The organism is Pantoea sp. YR525, from assembly GCF_900116775.1.
GTDB classification, from domain to species: Bacteria; Pseudomonadota; Gammaproteobacteria; order Enterobacterales; family Enterobacteriaceae; genus Pantoea; species Pantoea symbiotica.
Genome location: NZ_FPBU01000005.1, coordinates 63492 through 79142 on the forward strand (window position 1 = coordinate 63492; position 15651 = coordinate 79142).

The following is a 15651-nucleotide window of genomic DNA, read 5'->3' on the forward strand; positions in this document are numbered from 1 at the left end:
AGTTACATCGCGCATGCGACGACGTTGAACAGTGAAGGTTTAGAACGCTATGCGCCAGATACGTGCATTAGCAGGCTCAGGGATTCTGCTCTTGCTTCTCATCGCGCTCAGCTTAATGCTGGGGGCAAAATCGATACCGCTTCCCGATGTTTATCATTCGCTTACCACATCCTGTAACAGCGCGGAGTGCGTCATTGTGCGTGACGCGCGCCTGCCGCGTACGCTGACCGGTTTGCTGGCGGGCGTGGCGCTCGGCCTCGCCGGTGCATTAATGCAGAGCCTGACGCGCAATCCGCTGGCCGATCCCGGCATTCTTGGCGTTAACGCCGGAGCCGGTTTCGCGGTGGTGATTGGTATTGCGCTGTTCGGTGCTGACTCGCCGGTAGATTGGCTCGGCTTCGCCTTTGGCGGCGCGCTGTTGGCTTCCGTGCTGGTGGCGATGACCGGCGCGATTGGCGGCGGGCGCGTCAATCCGGTGCGTCTGACGCTGGCCGGCGTGGCGCTGGGCGCGGTGCTGGATGGATTAACTTCTGGCCTGTCACTGCTCAATCCTGACATCTACGATCATCTGCGTTTCTGGCACAGCGGTTCGCTGGATATTCGCAACTTCTCCACGCTGCGCACGCTGTTCCCGGCGGTACTGATCGGCAGCGTGGTGGCCATTGCGCTGTCGCAGGCGCTGAACAGTTTGAGTATGGGCGGCGACATGGCGACCGCGCTCGGTACGCGAGTGGCGCGCACCCAACTGCTTGGCCTGTTGGCGATTGCGCTGCTGTGCGGCGCAGCTACGGCGGCGGTCGGCCCAATAGCCTTTGTTGGTTTGATGACGCCGCACTTTGCCCGCTGGCTGGTGGGTAACGATCACCGCTGGATGCTGCCCGCCACCGCGCTGGTCACGCCGATTCTGCTGCTCGCCGCCGATATCCTTGGCCGCCTGCTGGTGGCGGGCGAGCTGCGGGTTTCCATTGTTACGGCGATGCTCGGTGCGCCGATGCTGATTATGCTGGTGCGCCGTAAATTGGGTCGGGGTGCACTATGACGCGTCGTCTCTGGCTTCATACGCTTTGGCTGCTGTGCGCCTGCGCTCTGCTGGCTTATCTGGCGATGACGCGCGGCGCATTGCAGATCAGCGGTGAACAAATTTGGCAAATTCTGCTCGGGCAGGGCGCAAGCAACGTCAAGCTGATCGTGCTGGAGTGGCGTCTGCCGCGCGTGCTGATGGCGCTGTTGATTGGTGCCGCGTTAGGCATCAGCGGCGCGGTTTTCCAGTCGCTGCTGCGCAATCCGCTCGGCAGCCCGGACATTCTTGGCTTCAACACCGGCGCATACAGCGGCGTGCTGGTGGCGCTGGTGCTGTTTAATCAAAGCGTCACGGCGATGACCGGCGCAGCTTTGATTGGCGGCATTGCCACGGCGGCGCTGGTCTATCTGTTTGCCTGGCGCAACGGCGTGGAAACCTTCCGCCTGATTATCGTCGGCATCAGCGTGCGAGCGCTGCTGATGGCGTTGAACTCATGGCTGATTATCAGCGCTTCGCTGGAGTCGGCGCTGAGTGCGGGCTTGTGGAGCGCCGGATCGCTCAACGGCATTACCTGGGCGAAAACGCCGCCGGTGATTGCGGTGCTGCTGCTGGCGTTACTGCTGATGGCGCTGCTGGCGCGGCGGATGCGTTTACTGGAGATGGGCGATGACACCGCCTGCGCGCTCGGCGTGCCGGTGGAGCGCAGCCGCATGTGGCTGATGCTGATTGGCGTGGTGCTCACGGCGGCGTCTACCGCGCTGGTCGGGCCGATTTCGTTTGTCGCGCTGCTGGCGCCGCAGATTGCCCGTCGTCTCGGTGGCGGCGTCAAAGGTGCGTTGCCGCTGGCGGCGTTGTGCGGCGCGCTGCTACTGATAGCCGCAGACTTCGCCGCACAGCACTTGTTCCTGCCTTATCAATTACCGGTTGGCGTGATTACCGTCATTCTCGGTGGACTTTATCTGATTGCTTTACTGGTGCGGGAGGCGCGACGCCAATGACCGAGATCCCTTCACGTCTGCGCGGCGATGGCCTGACGCTGGGCTACGACAAAAAGGTGGTGGCAGAGAATCTGTCGGTGGCGATTCCGCAAGGTGAGCTGACGGTGATTATCGGCCCCAACGCCTGCGGCAAATCGACGCTGCTGCGTACGCTGAGTCGCCTGCATACGCCGCTGAAAGGTGAGGTGTTGCTGGATGGCGCGGCCATTGCCAGCTATCCCACTAAAGAGGTGGCGCGGCGTCTGGGCCTGCTGCCGCAAAGTTCCAACGCGCCAGCGGGCATTAGCGTCACCGAGCTGGTGGCGCGCGGACGCTATCCGCATCAGGCGCTGTTTGGGCGCTGGCGTGCGGAAGATGAAGCGGCGGTGCAGAACGCGATGCGTGCCACCGGCGTGGCCGATTTGGCGCAGCAGTCGGTGGATACGTTATCAGGCGGTCAGCGCCAGCGCGTGTGGATTGCCATGGTTTTGGCGCAGGAAACGCCATTACTGCTGCTGGATGAACCGACGACCTGGCTGGATATCACCCATCAAATTGAGCTGCTGGAATTGATGCAGGATCTTAATCAGCAGCATGGTCGTACGCTGGTGGTGGTGCTGCACGATCTTAATCACGCTTGTCGCTATGCCACACATTTGATCGCCATGCGTTATGGGAAGATTGTTGCCGAAGGGAAGCCGTCGGAGATCGTGACGCCCGCGTTGATCGAGCAGGTGTATGGTTTGCGCTGCGTGATTGTGGAAGACCCGGTGGCGCATACGCCGATGATTGTGCCGCTGGGGCGCGGGAGTAATTGAGGAGGTCGCCATGAATGGCGACCCTACAAAATCGTACCGGCCCTGCGTAGGGTCGCCATTCATGGCGACCTTCTTTCAAATTAACCCAGCAACCGCTGCAACAACGGCCCAATCTGCTCAAACATCTGCGGTGAAATGATCTCCACGTGAGCGCAATCCATCGGCCACACCTCCAGTTCACCGACATACGGCGCCCAGGCGCGGCGCGCATCTTGCCCTGGCTGCTGCGTCTGTTCGGCGAGGAACAGCGTGGCGCGACCGTTGAAACGGGCGCTGCGGGCCGTTGCCAGCAGGCGCACCGAGCTGGCGTAGTTGGCTTCGATGGTATCGAACATCGCACGCATCTCTTCACCTGCCTGATGGCGTTGCGCGGCGATAAACTGCTCGCGCTCGCGATTTACCTCTTCCAGTACCGCCGGATCCAGTACGTTCTCGCCGCGTTTCTCATCCCAGTTTTGCGTTTCCGGCGGCCAGGTATCCAGCAGGCCGAGGAACGCCACTTCTTCACCTGCCGCTTCCAGCCGTGCCGCGATGCCTTGTGCCAAAGTTCCGCCCAGCGAATAGCCCAGGAAATAGTAAGGTCCGTGCGGCTGCACGTCGCGCAGGGTTTGCAGATGGGCGTCGCACACCTCATCCAGATGCGCGCTTTGGTTCAGCGGGCTGTTGGTATCCGGCGACTGAATGCCGACCAGCGACCAGCGCTGATCGAGATAACGTTGCAGAATGCTGAACTGCCAGGCAAAACCCGACGCCGGATGGAAGCAGAACAGCGTTGGTCCGTTGCCCTGGCGCAGCGGCAGCACCGCTTCGAAACCGGCTTGCTGATGTGATTGCGTATCACTGAGCAGCGTTGCCAGTTTCTCCACCGTCGATGCCACCATGATTTGCCCCACCGAGACCGGCTGTTGCAGTTCACGGCGCAACTGCGCCGCTAAGCGCATCGCCAGCAGCGAATGGCCGCCGAGGGCGAAAAAGTCATCCTGCGCGCTGATTTCCTCACGCGCCAGCAGCTGACAGAAAGCATTGGCTAAGGTGGTTTCCAGCCCTGCGAGCGGGGCACGCCCAGCGCTGACGCCAGCAGATTCCGGCAACGGCAGCGCTTTACGATCCAGTTTGCCGTTGCTGCTGAGCGGGAAGGCATCGAGCTGCACAATTGCCACCGGCACCATATGCGCGGGCAAGCGTTGCGCCAGCGCCTGACGCAGCGCGTCGCTATCAACCGGCTGCTCTGCAATCACGTAGCCGACCAGCTGGCGCGCATCACCTTGCGCCGCTGTGCCACCGAGTACCACCGCGTGTGTGACCGCCTGTTCAATGCCGGGCTGCGCGCTGAGCACATGATCGATTTCATTCAGTTCGATGCGCTGACCGCGAATCTTCAGCTGATCGTCGCTGCGGCCGAGATATTCCACCGCGCCGTTATCCAGCCAGCGCGCTACGTCGCCGGTAAGATACATGCGCTCGCCAGGCATGAAAGGATCGGCGATAAAGCGGCTGGCGGTGAGATCGGGACGGCCAAGATAGCCATGCGCCAGCTGCACGCCGGTTAAGTAGAGATCGCCCGCCACGCCCGGCGGCACCGGCTGCATGCGGGCATCGAGGATGCGCAGGCTGGTATTCCACACTGGAAAACCAATCGGCACGCTGGCGCCTTCGACCGCGGCCAATGCATCACCAAACGCCGGATACCAGCTGACATCCACCGCCGCTTCGGTTGGGCCATACAAATTGTGCAGCGGCACCTGCGTCAGTTTTTCCCATTCGCGCGATAAATCCGTCGGCAACGCTTCACCGCTGCAGAACACGTTGCGCAAGCTGGCGCAGCAGGCAATCGCCGGTTGATCATCCAGCGCCGCAACAAAGGCCGCCAGCATCGAGGGGACGAAATGCGTGGTGGTGACTTGGTAGCGGGCAAACAACTGCTGTAGCGCTTCCGGGTCGCGATGGGCTTCTGGCGGTGCCATCACCAACTGCGCACCGACCAGCAGCGGCCAGAAGAATTCCCACACTGAAACGTCGAAACTGCTCGGGGTTTTCTGCAGCACCACGTCATCGGCTTGCAGCGGATAGCGATCCTGCATCCATAGCAGGCGATTGACGATGGCTTCATGCCCCACCAGCACGCCTTTAGGGCGGCCGGTCGAACCTGAGGTGTAAATGATGTAGGCGCCATCCTGCGGCGTCGGCGCGCTGGCCGGCTGCGGCGCATGCGGGTTATTATACAGCACATCGAAATGCAGCTGATTGATCGAGGCGATGGCGCTGAAGCGCGCGCTAAGCGCCGCGCAGGTGATCAGCGTTTTCGGCGCGGCGTCTTCCAGCATCAGCTGTAAGCGGTCATCCGGATAACCGGTATCAAGCGGCAAATAGGCGGCACCCAGCGAAACAATCGCCTGTAGCGCCAGCGAGAGTTGCACCGAACGCGGCAGCGCCACGGCGACAATATCGCCACGCTGCACGCCGGCGGCGCTGAGATCGGCGGCCAGCGCAAACACCTGCTGCTGCATTTCGCGGTAGCTAAGCTGATGTTGCGCATCGGCCAGCGCCGGTGCATCGGGCGTAAGCGCCGCCTGTTGCGCTAACAGGGAAGCGAGCGTTTCAGCTGGCAGCGGATAGGCAGTTTGGTTGATCGCGGCAATCTGCGCATGTTCTTCGGCGGTGAGCAGATCGAGCTCGCCGCACGGCCGCTGCGGCTGTTGCGCCAGCTGATTGAGCAGCAGAGCAAAGCGGCTGGCGTGACGCTGCAAAGTTTGTTCGCTGTAGCGTTCGGCATTCGCCAATAGCTCCAGCGTCAGTTCACCGTGCTCGCTGATATAGATGGCGATTTCCAGATCGCGCACCGGGCCGGACGCCAGTTGATGCGTGATGCCCTCCACGCCAGCGAAATCGAGTTGGTAATCAAACATCTTCAGGTTGATCACCGGTCCATACAGCGGATCGCCATCGCCGAGACGGCCGAGATCGCGCTGCACCTGCTCAGCGTCATAGCGCTGATGACGACGCATCTTTTTCACTTCGCCCGCCAGCTGGGCGGCGAGCGCGCTGATCGGTTGCGTTGGATCGTAATGTACCGCCATCGGCAATACGTTGATCACCGGGCCGGTGGCGCACAAGGCGGCCGAGCCGATACGGCGCATAAAGATGAAACCGGCGGCAAAGTCGTTTTGCCCGCTGAGACGCGCCAGCCACAGCGCTACCAGCGCAAAGGCGAGATCGGCGGCGCTGGCGTGCGGATGCTGCTGAACCAGCGTCTGGAAGGTGCTGCGATCCAGCGTAACGCTGTGGCGCAGCAGATCGGTGCTGGCATTTTGTCCGGCGAGCGGCAGCGGCGAGAGCGAAGCTGGTGAAGGCAGCGCCGCGCCTTTTTCGCGCCAGAACTGGCTGTCGCGCGCAAAGGAGGAGGATTCACGATAGCGCTGATACTCGTCCACCACTTCGCTAAACGGAATAAACGGCGTCGGTTCAGCGGCTTGCTGCTGTACGGCTGCGGTATAGAGATTGGCGATGCGGCGCGTCAACGCGGTAAAGCTGAAGCCATCCACTACCAAATGGTGATAGCGCTGATACCAGAACCAATGCTGATCGTCGAGACGGAACAGGCGGTGATGCCACAATTTTGCACCGCTCAATACGCGCAGATCGCCATTCATGTCGTCACGCATCAGCGCACGCGCTGTGGCGGGCGCATCGGCCTCAGCACGCAAATCGACAATCTGCGGCAGGCTAAAGGATTGTGGCTGCGGCCACTGCAACGCTTCGCCTTCCACTTCGCCAAATGCCATGTTCAGCGTGTCGGCTTCCTGCATGCCCGCCACGATCGACTGGGCCAACAGGGCGCTATCAATCTCACCGCGCAGTTCAACAAAGTGCGCCACCGCGTATGCGTTGTGGTGCGGTGACAGCTGATCGGCAATCCAGATGCCGGGCTGTGCCGCGACTAACGGCAAGGTTTTATGGTCGGTCATAGGCATGTTCATCAGAGATTCGGACATGGATGCTCCGGTTTGCTCCACAGCGCTTGCAGGCCATTCAGCAGGCTGCCGCGCCAACAGAGCGCGTCATGGCCGCCTTCCACCGGCTGGTAATTTACCTGATAGCCGGCAGCGCTAAGCTGCTGTTGAAGTTGTTGATTAGCTTGCAGAATCAAGCCTTCGCGTTTGCCAGCTTCGAGCCAGAAACGCAGCGGTTGGCGCGGCGCGAGACCGCTATCTAGCGCCTGCAGCAGCCAGCCGTGCGGATTGCCGCGTTCCGGCCACCAGAAGGATCCGGACAAGCTGAGCGCGTTGCCGAAAGTTTCCGGCCAGTGCAGCGCGGCAAACACCGACGCCAGGCCACCAAAGCTTTGTCCGGCGACGATGGTGCTGTCCGCCTGCTGGCGATAGGGCGTTGATTGTGCGATTTGCGGTAACAGTTCTTGCTGAATGGCTTGCCAAAACTGCGCGTTGCACGGCAGCTCGCGGCTGCGGTGTTCGCTGTCGATGATGTCGATAAACAGATATACCGCTGGCGGCAAAGAACCGGCATCGGTGAGCTGCTGCAGCGGTCCAGCAATCGGCATGCTGTGCGCCCAGAATTGCCCGTCGAGCATGATGGCCAGCGGGCGCTGCTCGGGATTGGCCTCGCCGGTGGTGTGAATCCACACCTTGCGACTGTTGCCCAATAGCGCGCTATCCCATTGCTGCTGTTGCAGTTCAATGGCTGGCGCTGTGCCGTGATCCACCGCTTGCCACAGCTGTTGATTGGGCGCGTGCGGCAGATGCAGCGGCGATACGCCCATGCCGCGACCACCGGACCAGCCACGTAAGTGATTCAAAGGATCGGCCTGCGCCGTCGGGAATTTGTCGCGCCACCAGTTGCGCAGTGTGGACATCTCGGCAACGCCGGTGAAGTCGGTGGCCTGCTCATCGGGCATCAAACAGTAACTGCCGCGCCAGTTAGCGGGCAGCGAAGTCTGCCAATACCAAACATTGGTGCCTGCCACGCGCATTAACGACTGCGGCGGGCGGCGCTGGTGGTGATCGGTCACGCCGGTAATGTTGATCCACACGCGCTGGGTCGACGATTGCGTTTCATCGCCTTGCGGGTCACGCCAGAAGAAGGTGACCTGACATTGGCCATCGTCTGCTAACTCAATGCGGGGAATGCCTTGGGATTGTTGCGCCTGCCACCAGGCTTCACTGCCGGTTACATCATTTCGCCAGGTCATAGGGCTGCCAGTCGGTGTTTACGCGGAGATTTACATAAGCTTGATGAATAATACTATTGATAATAATTTGCATTTGCAATAGGGTGACTGCGCTCAAAAATGAGCACGCCTGTTCCGCCTGATGCTTACCGTTCGGTAAGGTTGCGCTACGGATGGTTTGAAGGGTCTGGAACTGGGCGCGATATGGACAGGGATCTTCTCACCGGCTCGCCAGTTAAGCATCCAACGGCTTTTCGCTGGCCATCCAGGAACGTATAAAATGAAAAATTACTCAAGGTTATCATTAGCCATTCTGATTGAACTGGGGCTCAGCGCCTCACTGCTTTCCAGCAGCGCCTGGGCAGCGGAGACTTCATCCAGCAAAACCTCAGCGAGCACCACTGACGCACAATCAATGGACGGCGGCACCTTGATGGTCACCGCGCAGCAACAGAACCTGCAAGCGCCGGGCGTCTCAACCATTACCGCCGACGAGATCAAAAAACATCCGCCAGCACGCGATGTGTCCGAAATTATCCGAACCATGCCAGGCGTGAACCTGACCGGCAACTCCACCAGCGGCCAGCGCGGTAACAATCGCCAGATCGATATTCGCGGCATGGGCCCGGAAAACACCCTGATCATGGTGGATGGCATGCCGATCACCAGCCGCAACTCGGTGCGCCTTGGCTGGCGTGGCGAGCGTGATACGCGTGGCGATACCAACTGGGTGCCGCCGGAGATGATCGATCACATCGACGTGATTCGCGGACCGGCAGCGGTGCGTTACGGCAACGGTGCAGCGGGCGGCGTGGTGAATATCATCACCAAAAAACAGACCGATCAGCAGTGGCACGGTTCCTGGAACACCTATTTCAACGTGCCGGAACATAAAGCGGAAGGCGCGACCAAGCGCACCAACTTCAGTCTCGAAGGGCCGCTGGGCGATGATTTCAACTTCCGCTTGTACGGCGGTTTAGCCAAAACCCAGGCCGATGCCTATGACATCAACGAAGGGCATGCGGCTGCACGTACCGGAACCTATGCAGGCAGCTATCCGGCGGGTCGTGAAGGCTCGGTTAATAAAGATATCAATGCATTGCTGAGCTGGGCGTTTGCGCCGATGCAGACGCTGGAGCTGCAGGGCGGTTTCAGCCGTCAGGGCAATCTGTATGCGGGTGACACGCAGAACACCAACACCAGCGCGCTGGTGAAAAGCATGTACGGTGACGAAACTAACCGCCTGTATCGCCAGAACATTTCATTGAAATGGACCGGCGCATGGGATAACGGCGTCAGCACCAACACTTACGCGCGCTACGAGAAAACCCGCAACTCGCGCATCAATGAAGGTTTGGCGGGCGGCACCGAAGGCATCTTCTCCAACAGCGGCTTCAACACCATTCAACTGGATGATGTGCTGCTGCATAGCGAAGTTAGCATTCCATTTGAACTGCTGTTTAACCAAACCGCGACGCTGGGTACCGAATGGAACCAGCAGCGCATGAAAGACGGTTCTTCCAACACGCAGGCGGCGAACTACGGTTCGGTGCCGGGCATCGATAACACCGGCCGCAGCCCCTATTCCCAGGCAGAGATTTTCTCGCTGTTTGCGGAAGACAACATGGAGCTGACCGACAGCACCATGCTGACGCCAAGCCTGCGTTTCGATCATCACTCAATTGTTGGCAATAACTGGAGCCCGTCGCTCAACCTGTCGCAAGGTTTGGGCGATGACTTCACGCTGAAGATGGGGATTGGGCGCGCCTATAAAGCGCCGAGCCTGTATCAAACCAACCCGAACTACTTGCTGTACAGCAATGGTCAGGGTTGTGCGGCCAGCACCGGCGCCTGTTATCTGCAAGGTAACAGCGATCTGAAAGCAGAAAACAGCATCAACAAAGAGATTGGTCTGGAGTGGAAACATGAAGGTTATCAGGCCGGTTTGACCTGGTTCCGCAACGATTATCGTAACAAGATCGAAGCCGGTTACTCGCCAGTCAGCAAAGCGTCCAATGGCACCACTGATATTTATAAGTGGGAAAACGTACCGAAAGCGGTGGTGGAAGGGCTGGAAGGCACCGTCAACGTGCCGTTCTCCGACAGCGTGACGTGGAACAATAACTTCACTTATATGCTGCAGAGTAAGAATAAAGAGACCGGCGATCGTTTATCGGTGATTCCGGAGTACACGCTGAACTCGACGCTGAGCTGGCAGGCGATGCAGGATCTGTCGCTGCAAACCACGCTGACCTGGTACGGCACGCAGACGCCGAAGAAGTATGATTACAAAGGGAATATTTCTACCGGCAGCGCAACGGATAAAGTGAGTCCTTACTCAATTATCGGCATGAGCGGTACTTACGATATCAACAAGTACGCCAGCGTCACGGTGGGCATCGATAACCTGTTCGATAAACGTCACTATCGCGAAGGTAATGCGCAAACCACCGGTAACGCCAACACCAACTCTTATCTGTATGGTGCCGGCGCCAATACTTACAACGAATCCGGTCGTACTTACTTTATGAGCCTGAATACCCACTTCTAACGGCGTTTAGCCAATTAGTTGATGCGGTAAATAGCAGCGGGCAATCAGCCCGCTGCGATCTTCACGATTGACCAATTCCAGCCTGCCGCGATGCATCTGCACGATGCGCAGTACGATATTCAGACCCAAACCGCTGCCGCCGTAACGCTGATCGCGACGACGAAACGCTTGCGTCAGCTCTTCCGCGGCGGCGGCTTCAATGCCCGGACCTTGATCCCACACTTCGATAATCACCTGCTGCTTGTCCTGCTGCATCTTTACCGTGACTTCGCTGCCTTCCGGGCTATAGCGCGAGGCGTTTTCCAGCAGATTGCGCAGCATCAGGCGCAGCAGCACCGCTTCGCCTTGCTGCGGCACATCGTTATTCTGCGGCCAGTGCAGGATTTGCTGACGCTGTTGATACATCTCGGCCATTTCTGGTTTCAGCGGTTGCATGATGTCTTGTTGCCACTGCAACTGCTGATAGTGACCGCCCGCCAGCGCTTGTCCGGCGCGCGATAACATTAAAAGCTGTTCCACGGTGTGCATCAGCTGATCGATGCGTTCAATCAGCATCTCGCTCTGCGGCACGTTCTGCTGGTGGAGCAGCTCGAGATGCAGGCGTAATCCGGCCAGCGGCGTACGCAACTCGTGCGCGGCATCGGCGGTGAATAGGCGTTCCTGCTGCAAGGTGTGATCGAGGCGTGAAAACAGTTGGTTGATCGAAGTGGTTACCGCCACGATCTCATCCATTTCGGAGTAGATCGGCAATGGCGTCAGGTTATCCGCTGAACGATGCGCAAGGCTGTCCTGCAGCGATTTCAGCGGACGGATAATCCAGTTTATCGCCCAAAACGACAGCAGCAAGGTGAGGGCGACCATCACTAAGGAAGGCAGCAGCAACGAGGCAATCGCCTCACGGATCTCGTTTTCCACGCGATCGTTACGCGCCTGCGCCGAGAGCGTTTCGTTGACCAAAAAACTGATCTGCTCGCGGCTTTCATGCCACAGCCAGATGGCGCTCATCACCTGACAGGTGAGGAGAATCAGCGCCAGCATAATCAGTAACCGCTGACGCATGCTGTTCATTCGCGGATTTCCAGACGGTAACCGACGCCGCGCACGGTTTTGATGCGATCTTTCCCGAGCTTGCGACGTAAATTGTGGATGTGAACTTCAAGGGTGTTGGAACCGGGATCGTCATTCCAGCTGTAAAGATCCTGCTGCAGCGTTTCGCGGTGCACGTTTTGCCCCACGCGCATCAGTAAGCGGGTGAGCAACGCGAACTCTTTTGGCGTGATCTCCAGCGGGATCGCTTCCAGCAAGACCTGCTGCGAACTGAGATTGAGCGTCAGATCGCCTTGCTGCAGCAGGTTATCGCTGTGGCCCTGATAACGGCGAATCAGCGCTCGCACGCGTGCCTGTAACTCGACCAGCGCAAACGGCTTCACCAGATAATCATCAGCGCCGGCATCCAGACCATCAACGCGATCCTCCAGCGCATCGCGCGCCGTGAGGATCAGCACCGGCACCGCAATGCCGTCGCGTCGCCACTGACGCAGCAGCGAAGCACCATCGCGATCCGGCAAGCCGAGATCGAGCACGATCAGGCTGTATTGTCCGCTACGCAGCAGCGCATTGCTCTCTGCAGCCGTGCTGGCGCAGTCGATGGCGTAGCCCTGCGAGCTTAGTGCCTGCGCAAGGCCCGATTGCAATAGTGCATCATCTTCAACAATTAGCAGTTTCATCAGTTGTTCTTGTTGATATCCGTATAGAGGCGGCTCTCAAAACGTACCAGTGGAATGCGGCGCGTTTTCTGATCTTCCGGCGGCACAGCATAGCCGGACAGGAACTGGACAAAGGCGACGCGCGCACCGCTGGAGGTGGTGATGAATCCTGCCAGATTATAGACGCCCTGCAGCGAACCGGTTTTCGCAGATACTTTGCCATCCAGTCCTGCTTCGTGCAGACCGCCGCGATATTGCAGCGTGCCGTCGTAACCGGCCAGCGGCAACATCGAAATGTAATTCAGCGTTGAATCATTTTTCGCAATGTATTGCAGTACTTGCATCATGGTGTCTGGCGCGATCAGGTCATGACGCGACAGGCCGGAACCATCGACCTGAATGCTGTTGCCGAGATCGACACCGGCTTTTTCGCGCAGAATGCGACGTACCGCATCCGAACCCGCGCGGAAGGTGCCCGGCACGTTGAAGTAGTGATGGCCGATGGTGCGGAACACGGTATCGGCAATCATATTGTCCGACTTCTTCAGCATGGTGTGCAGCAGTGTGTGCAGCGGCGCTGATTGCGTCGAAGCCAACACGGTACCCGGCGACGTCACTTGCGACTGGCGAACCAGATGCCCGCTGTAATCAATGTCGGCGGCGCGCAGCTCGGCTTTAAGAATCTCACCGGCCCACGCAGCACCATCCTGCACGGCAAATGCCAGCGGCAGCGGCTCTGAACGTTGGCGCATGCAGCCGGTTAAGGTGTAGCGATTGAGCTCGCCTGGTACGACATCCAGCTCGCAATATTGTCCGTCACCGCTGTTGCGACCAATGGTGCGCACCTGACTAAACATGTGAGCCGGATAATAGGAAGCGATACGCACAAAGGCGTTTTCGCCCGGCGTGTTGGCGCTATACAGCGAAACCGAGAAACAGTTTTTATCGACGATTGCCGCGCCCGGCGGCGCGCTGAAGCACTGCGTCAGATCGTTCCACGGCCAGCCTGGCGCCATATCGTGGCTGGCAAACACCGAGGTGTCGATCACCAGGTTGCCCTTGATATGGGTGATGCCCTGCTTTTTCAGCGCGGCAACCATGTTGCGCAGATCCTGGCGACCCAGCGTGGGATCGCCGCCAAAACGCGCTACTAAATCGCCATTCAAGGTGCCATCGTTAACCGCACCTTTGGTCTCCATGGTGGTCTGGAAACGGAAATCGGGCCCGAGTTCTAACAAAGCCGCCAGCGCTGTCACCACTTTCATGGTGCTGGCCGGTAACGCCATCTGTTTGCCGTGATAATCGATTATTGGGGTGGATGCGCCCACTTTTTGTACCATCAGCGCCAGGTTTGCGCCGTCTGGCAAATACTGCATGTATTCATCAACGGGGGCTGCTTGTGCCTGCAGCATAAACGCACAGGTTAATCCGGTAACAAGTCGTGAAAATCGCATAATCTCGCGGTAACTGACGGGTGAGGGCGTCAATACTACGTCCCCGGACGGTGCAAAGTAAACGATGACCCACAGGGAACTCTGGGGTAAAATACGTATCAAAATGCAAAACCGAACCTGACCCGGAAAGCTTTCCCGGTCAGGCTTCTTTTGCTTGTGAAAAGAGGTAACGCGCCGCAGAAGCAGTTTTCTGCTGTCACCGGTCAGGATGACGCCGTTAACCAGGATAGATGACGAGGAGCCAAAATGAATCAGATTCCGATGACGTTGAAAGGCGCTGAGAAGCTACGCGAAGAGCTGAACGAACTGAAATCCGTGAAGCGTCCGCGCATTATCGCCTCCATCGCCACAGCCCGTGAGCACGGCGATTTGAAAGAGAATGCCGAATATCATGCGGCTCGCGAAGAACAGGGTTTCTGCGAGGGTCGTATTCAGGAGATCGAAGCCAAGCTTTCTAATGCGCAAGTCATTGATGTGACTGCCATGCCGAAAACCGGTCGCGTGATTTTTGGCGCTACCGTGACCATCCTCAATGTGGATACGGATGAAGAGTTCACCTATCGCATCGTGGGTGACGATGAAGCTGACTTCAAACAGAACCTGATTTCAGTGAATTCGCCGATGGCGCGTGGATTGGTTGGAAAATCAGCAGACGATGTCGCGATTGTGAAAACCCCGGGCGGGGATGTGGAATATGAAGTCCTGAAGGTGGAATACCTTTAAGATATTGCTACGCTTTGCAATATGTCGCTGCATTTTGTAAAGAAAGGAAAAAGGCCGCATTGCGGCCTTTTATCACATGCAGGAGCGTGGCACTTTCTTTGCCCGTCGCCGCCTTTAAAGGCATGATTAACGCGGAAGAGTAATTTTACGCTCTTTGGCAGGGCGATACAGCACCAGCGTGTTGCCGATTACCTGTACGTTGCCTGCTTTAGTCTCACGCACGATAGCGTCCACGATCAGCTGCTTAGTTTCACGATCTTCCGAGGCAATTTTTACCTTGATCAATTCGTGATGCTCGAGCGCCAGTTCGATTTCGGCGAGCACGCCTTCGGTCAGGCCATTACCGCCCAGCATGACAACCGGCTTAAGCGGATGGGCAAGGCCTTTCAGGTGCTGTTTTTGTTTGGTACTCAGATTCATCGTATTTTTTGCTTACTCAGGGATTGAAAACGGTACATTCTACCGCCATCTCGGGTATATCGCCAAATCAACGCGACCATTGCGTGCTGATTTATCGCTACGATGACGATTTAATTGGAAAAATTATGACGGGTAAAAAGCGTTCGGCCAGTTCCAGTCGCTGGCTACAGGAACACTTTAGCGATAAATATGTGCTGCAGGCACAGAAAAAAGGGTTACGTTCGCGTGCCTGGTTTAAACTTGAAGAAATTCAGCAGGGTGACAAGATTTTCAAACCCGGGATGACAGTTGTTGATCTCGGTGCGGCACCCGGCGGTTGGTCGCAATATGTGGTTCAGCTTATCGGATCAAGTGGTCGTATCATCGCCTGCGATCTGTTACCAATGGATCCAATTGTCGGCGTTGATTTTTTGCAGGGCGATTTTCGAGATGAGGCGGTACTTAACGCCTTACTGGAGCGCGTAGGCGACCAAAAGGTGCAGGTGGTGATGTCTGATATGGCACCCAACATGAGCGGTACACCTGCGGTTGATATTCCACGTTCGATGTATTTGGTAGAATTGGCGCTGGAAATGTGTCGGGATATCCTGGCCCCAGGCGGCAGTTTTGTCGTGAAAGTGTTTCAGGGAGATGGCTTCGATGAATACCTGCGGGAAATTCGCTCCCTGTTTACGAAAGTGAAAATTCGTAAGCCGGACGCTTCGCGATTACGTTCGCGCGAAGTGTACATTGTGGCGACGGGGCGCAAACTTTAGCCCGAATTGCCGGAATCAAAGCAAGACGACCAATGCGTTTA

General features: G+C 58.0%; 12 protein-coding genes. 6 read left to right on the forward strand and 6 right to left on the reverse strand.

Going from position 1 to position 15651, the window contains the following annotated elements:
• The first annotated feature begins 49 nt into the window (after positions 1-49).
• From fepD to BM323_RS11545, 3 genes are read left to right on the forward strand one after another with little or no spacing between them, the layout of a single operon-like run.
• A complete protein-coding gene (gene fepD / locus BM323_RS11535; protein ID WP_071531648.1) occupies positions 50-1039 on the forward strand; it encodes a Fe(3+)-siderophore ABC transporter permease in 990 nt (329 codons plus the stop codon).
• Entirely contained in the window at positions 1036-2019 is a 984-nt protein-coding gene (gene fepG, locus BM323_RS11540) for an iron-enterobactin ABC transporter permease (protein WP_008104326.1), read from the forward strand. The genes fepD and fepG overlap by 4 nt, the downstream gene beginning before the upstream one ends.
• Positions 2016-2816 (forward strand): ATP-binding cassette domain-containing protein, encoded by an 801-nt coding sequence (locus tag BM323_RS11545; protein ID WP_008104324.1) that lies wholly within the window; start codon positions 2016-2018, stop codon positions 2814-2816. Before fepG ends, BM323_RS11545 begins: the two co-directional genes overlap by 4 nt.
• An 80-nt stretch (positions 2817-2896) precedes the next feature.
• On the opposite strand, the gene BM323_RS11550 is transcribed toward BM323_RS11545, so the two are convergent.
• Positions 2897-6808, reverse strand: coding sequence for an enterobactin synthase subunit F (locus BM323_RS11550; RefSeq protein ID WP_008104323.1), 3912 nt, complete (start codon positions 6806-6808; stop codon positions 2897-2899).
• A complete protein-coding gene (fes, locus tag BM323_RS11555; protein WP_008104322.1) occupies positions 6793-8022 on the reverse strand; it encodes an enterochelin esterase in 1230 nt (409 codons plus the stop codon). The genes BM323_RS11550 and fes overlap by 16 nt, the downstream gene beginning before the upstream one ends.
• Positions 8023-8281: 259 nt before the next feature.
• Here fes and BM323_RS11560 point away from each other — a divergent pair, with 259 nt between their 5' ends.
• A complete protein-coding gene (locus BM323_RS11560) occupies positions 8282-10552 on the forward strand; it encodes a TonB-dependent siderophore receptor (RefSeq protein ID WP_008104320.1) in 2271 nt (756 codons plus the stop codon).
• A gap of 6 nt (positions 10553-10558) precedes the next feature.
• Here BM323_RS11560 and pmrB read toward each other — a convergent pair whose 3' ends face one another.
• The 3 genes from pmrB to dacB are packed head-to-tail and all read right to left on the reverse strand — an operon-like array spanning position 10559 to position 13712.
• Entirely contained in the window at positions 10559-11620 is a 1062-nt protein-coding gene (gene pmrB / locus BM323_RS11565) for a two-component system sensor histidine kinase PmrB (RefSeq protein ID WP_008104318.1), read from the reverse strand.
• Positions 11617-12279 (reverse strand): two-component system response regulator PmrA, encoded by a 663-nt coding sequence (pmrA, locus tag BM323_RS11570; RefSeq protein ID WP_008104316.1) that lies wholly within the window; start codon positions 12277-12279, stop codon positions 11617-11619. The genes pmrB and pmrA overlap by 4 nt, the downstream gene beginning before the upstream one ends.
• A complete protein-coding gene (gene dacB / locus BM323_RS11575) occupies positions 12279-13712 on the reverse strand; it encodes a serine-type D-Ala-D-Ala carboxypeptidase (RefSeq protein WP_036648341.1) in 1434 nt (477 codons plus the stop codon). Before dacB ends, pmrA begins: the two co-directional genes overlap by 1 nt.
• A gap of 246 nt (positions 13713-13958) precedes the next feature.
• Between dacB and greA the strand changes: the two genes are divergently transcribed.
• Positions 13959-14435, forward strand: a complete 477-nt coding sequence (greA, locus tag BM323_RS11580; RefSeq protein WP_008104312.1) for a transcription elongation factor GreA — start codon at positions 13959-13961, stop codon at positions 14433-14435.
• Positions 14436-14561: 126 nt separating this feature from the next.
• On the opposite strand, the gene yhbY is transcribed toward greA, so the two are convergent.
• On the reverse strand, positions 14562-14855 hold the full coding sequence (gene yhbY, locus BM323_RS11585) for a ribosome assembly RNA-binding protein YhbY (protein ID WP_007886683.1): 294 nt from the start codon (positions 14853-14855) through the stop codon (positions 14562-14564).
• Between the two features lie 125 nt (positions 14856-14980).
• Here yhbY and rlmE point away from each other — a divergent pair, with 125 nt between their 5' ends.
• A complete protein-coding gene (gene rlmE, locus BM323_RS11590) occupies positions 14981-15610 on the forward strand; it encodes a 23S rRNA (uridine(2552)-2'-O)-methyltransferase RlmE (protein WP_007886684.1) in 630 nt (209 codons plus the stop codon).
• The last annotated feature ends 41 nt before the right edge of the window (positions 15611-15651 follow it).

What these genes read in the sequence shown, in the direction of transcription:
- fepD (WP_071531648.1), top strand. Translation starts at nt 50, where the DNA reads ATGCGCCAGATACGTGCATTAGCAGGCTCAGGGATTCTGCTCTTGCTT.
- fepG (WP_008104326.1), top strand. Translation starts at nt 1,036, where the DNA reads ATGACGCGTCGTCTCTGGCTTCATACGCTTTGGCTGCTGTGCGCCTGC.
- BM323_RS11545 (WP_008104324.1), top strand. Translation starts at nt 2,016, where the DNA reads ATGACCGAGATCCCTTCACGTCTGCGCGGCGATGGCCTGACGCTGGGC.
- BM323_RS11550 (WP_008104323.1), bottom strand. Translation starts at nt 6,808, where the DNA reads ATGTCCGAATCTCTGATGAACATGCCTATGACCGACCATAAAACCTTG.
- fes (WP_008104322.1), bottom strand. Translation starts at nt 8,022, where the DNA reads ATGACCTGGCGAAATGATGTAACCGGCAGTGAAGCCTGGTGGCAGGCG.
- BM323_RS11560 (WP_008104320.1), top strand. Translation starts at nt 8,282, where the DNA reads ATGAAAAATTACTCAAGGTTATCATTAGCCATTCTGATTGAACTGGGG.
- pmrB (WP_008104318.1), bottom strand. Translation starts at nt 11,620, where the DNA reads ATGAACAGCATGCGTCAGCGGTTACTGATTATGCTGGCGCTGATTCTC.
- pmrA (WP_008104316.1), bottom strand. Translation starts at nt 12,279, where the DNA reads ATGAAACTGCTAATTGTTGAAGATGATGCACTATTGCAATCGGGCCTT.
- dacB (WP_036648341.1), bottom strand. Translation starts at nt 13,712, where the DNA reads ATGCGATTTTCACGACTTGTTACCGGATTAACCTGTGCGTTTATGCTG.
- greA (WP_008104312.1), top strand. Translation starts at nt 13,959, where the DNA reads ATGAATCAGATTCCGATGACGTTGAAAGGCGCTGAGAAGCTACGCGAA.
- yhbY (WP_007886683.1), bottom strand. Translation starts at nt 14,855, where the DNA reads ATGAATCTGAGTACCAAACAAAAACAGCACCTGAAAGGCCTTGCCCAT.
- rlmE (WP_007886684.1), top strand. Translation starts at nt 14,981, where the DNA reads ATGACGGGTAAAAAGCGTTCGGCCAGTTCCAGTCGCTGGCTACAGGAA.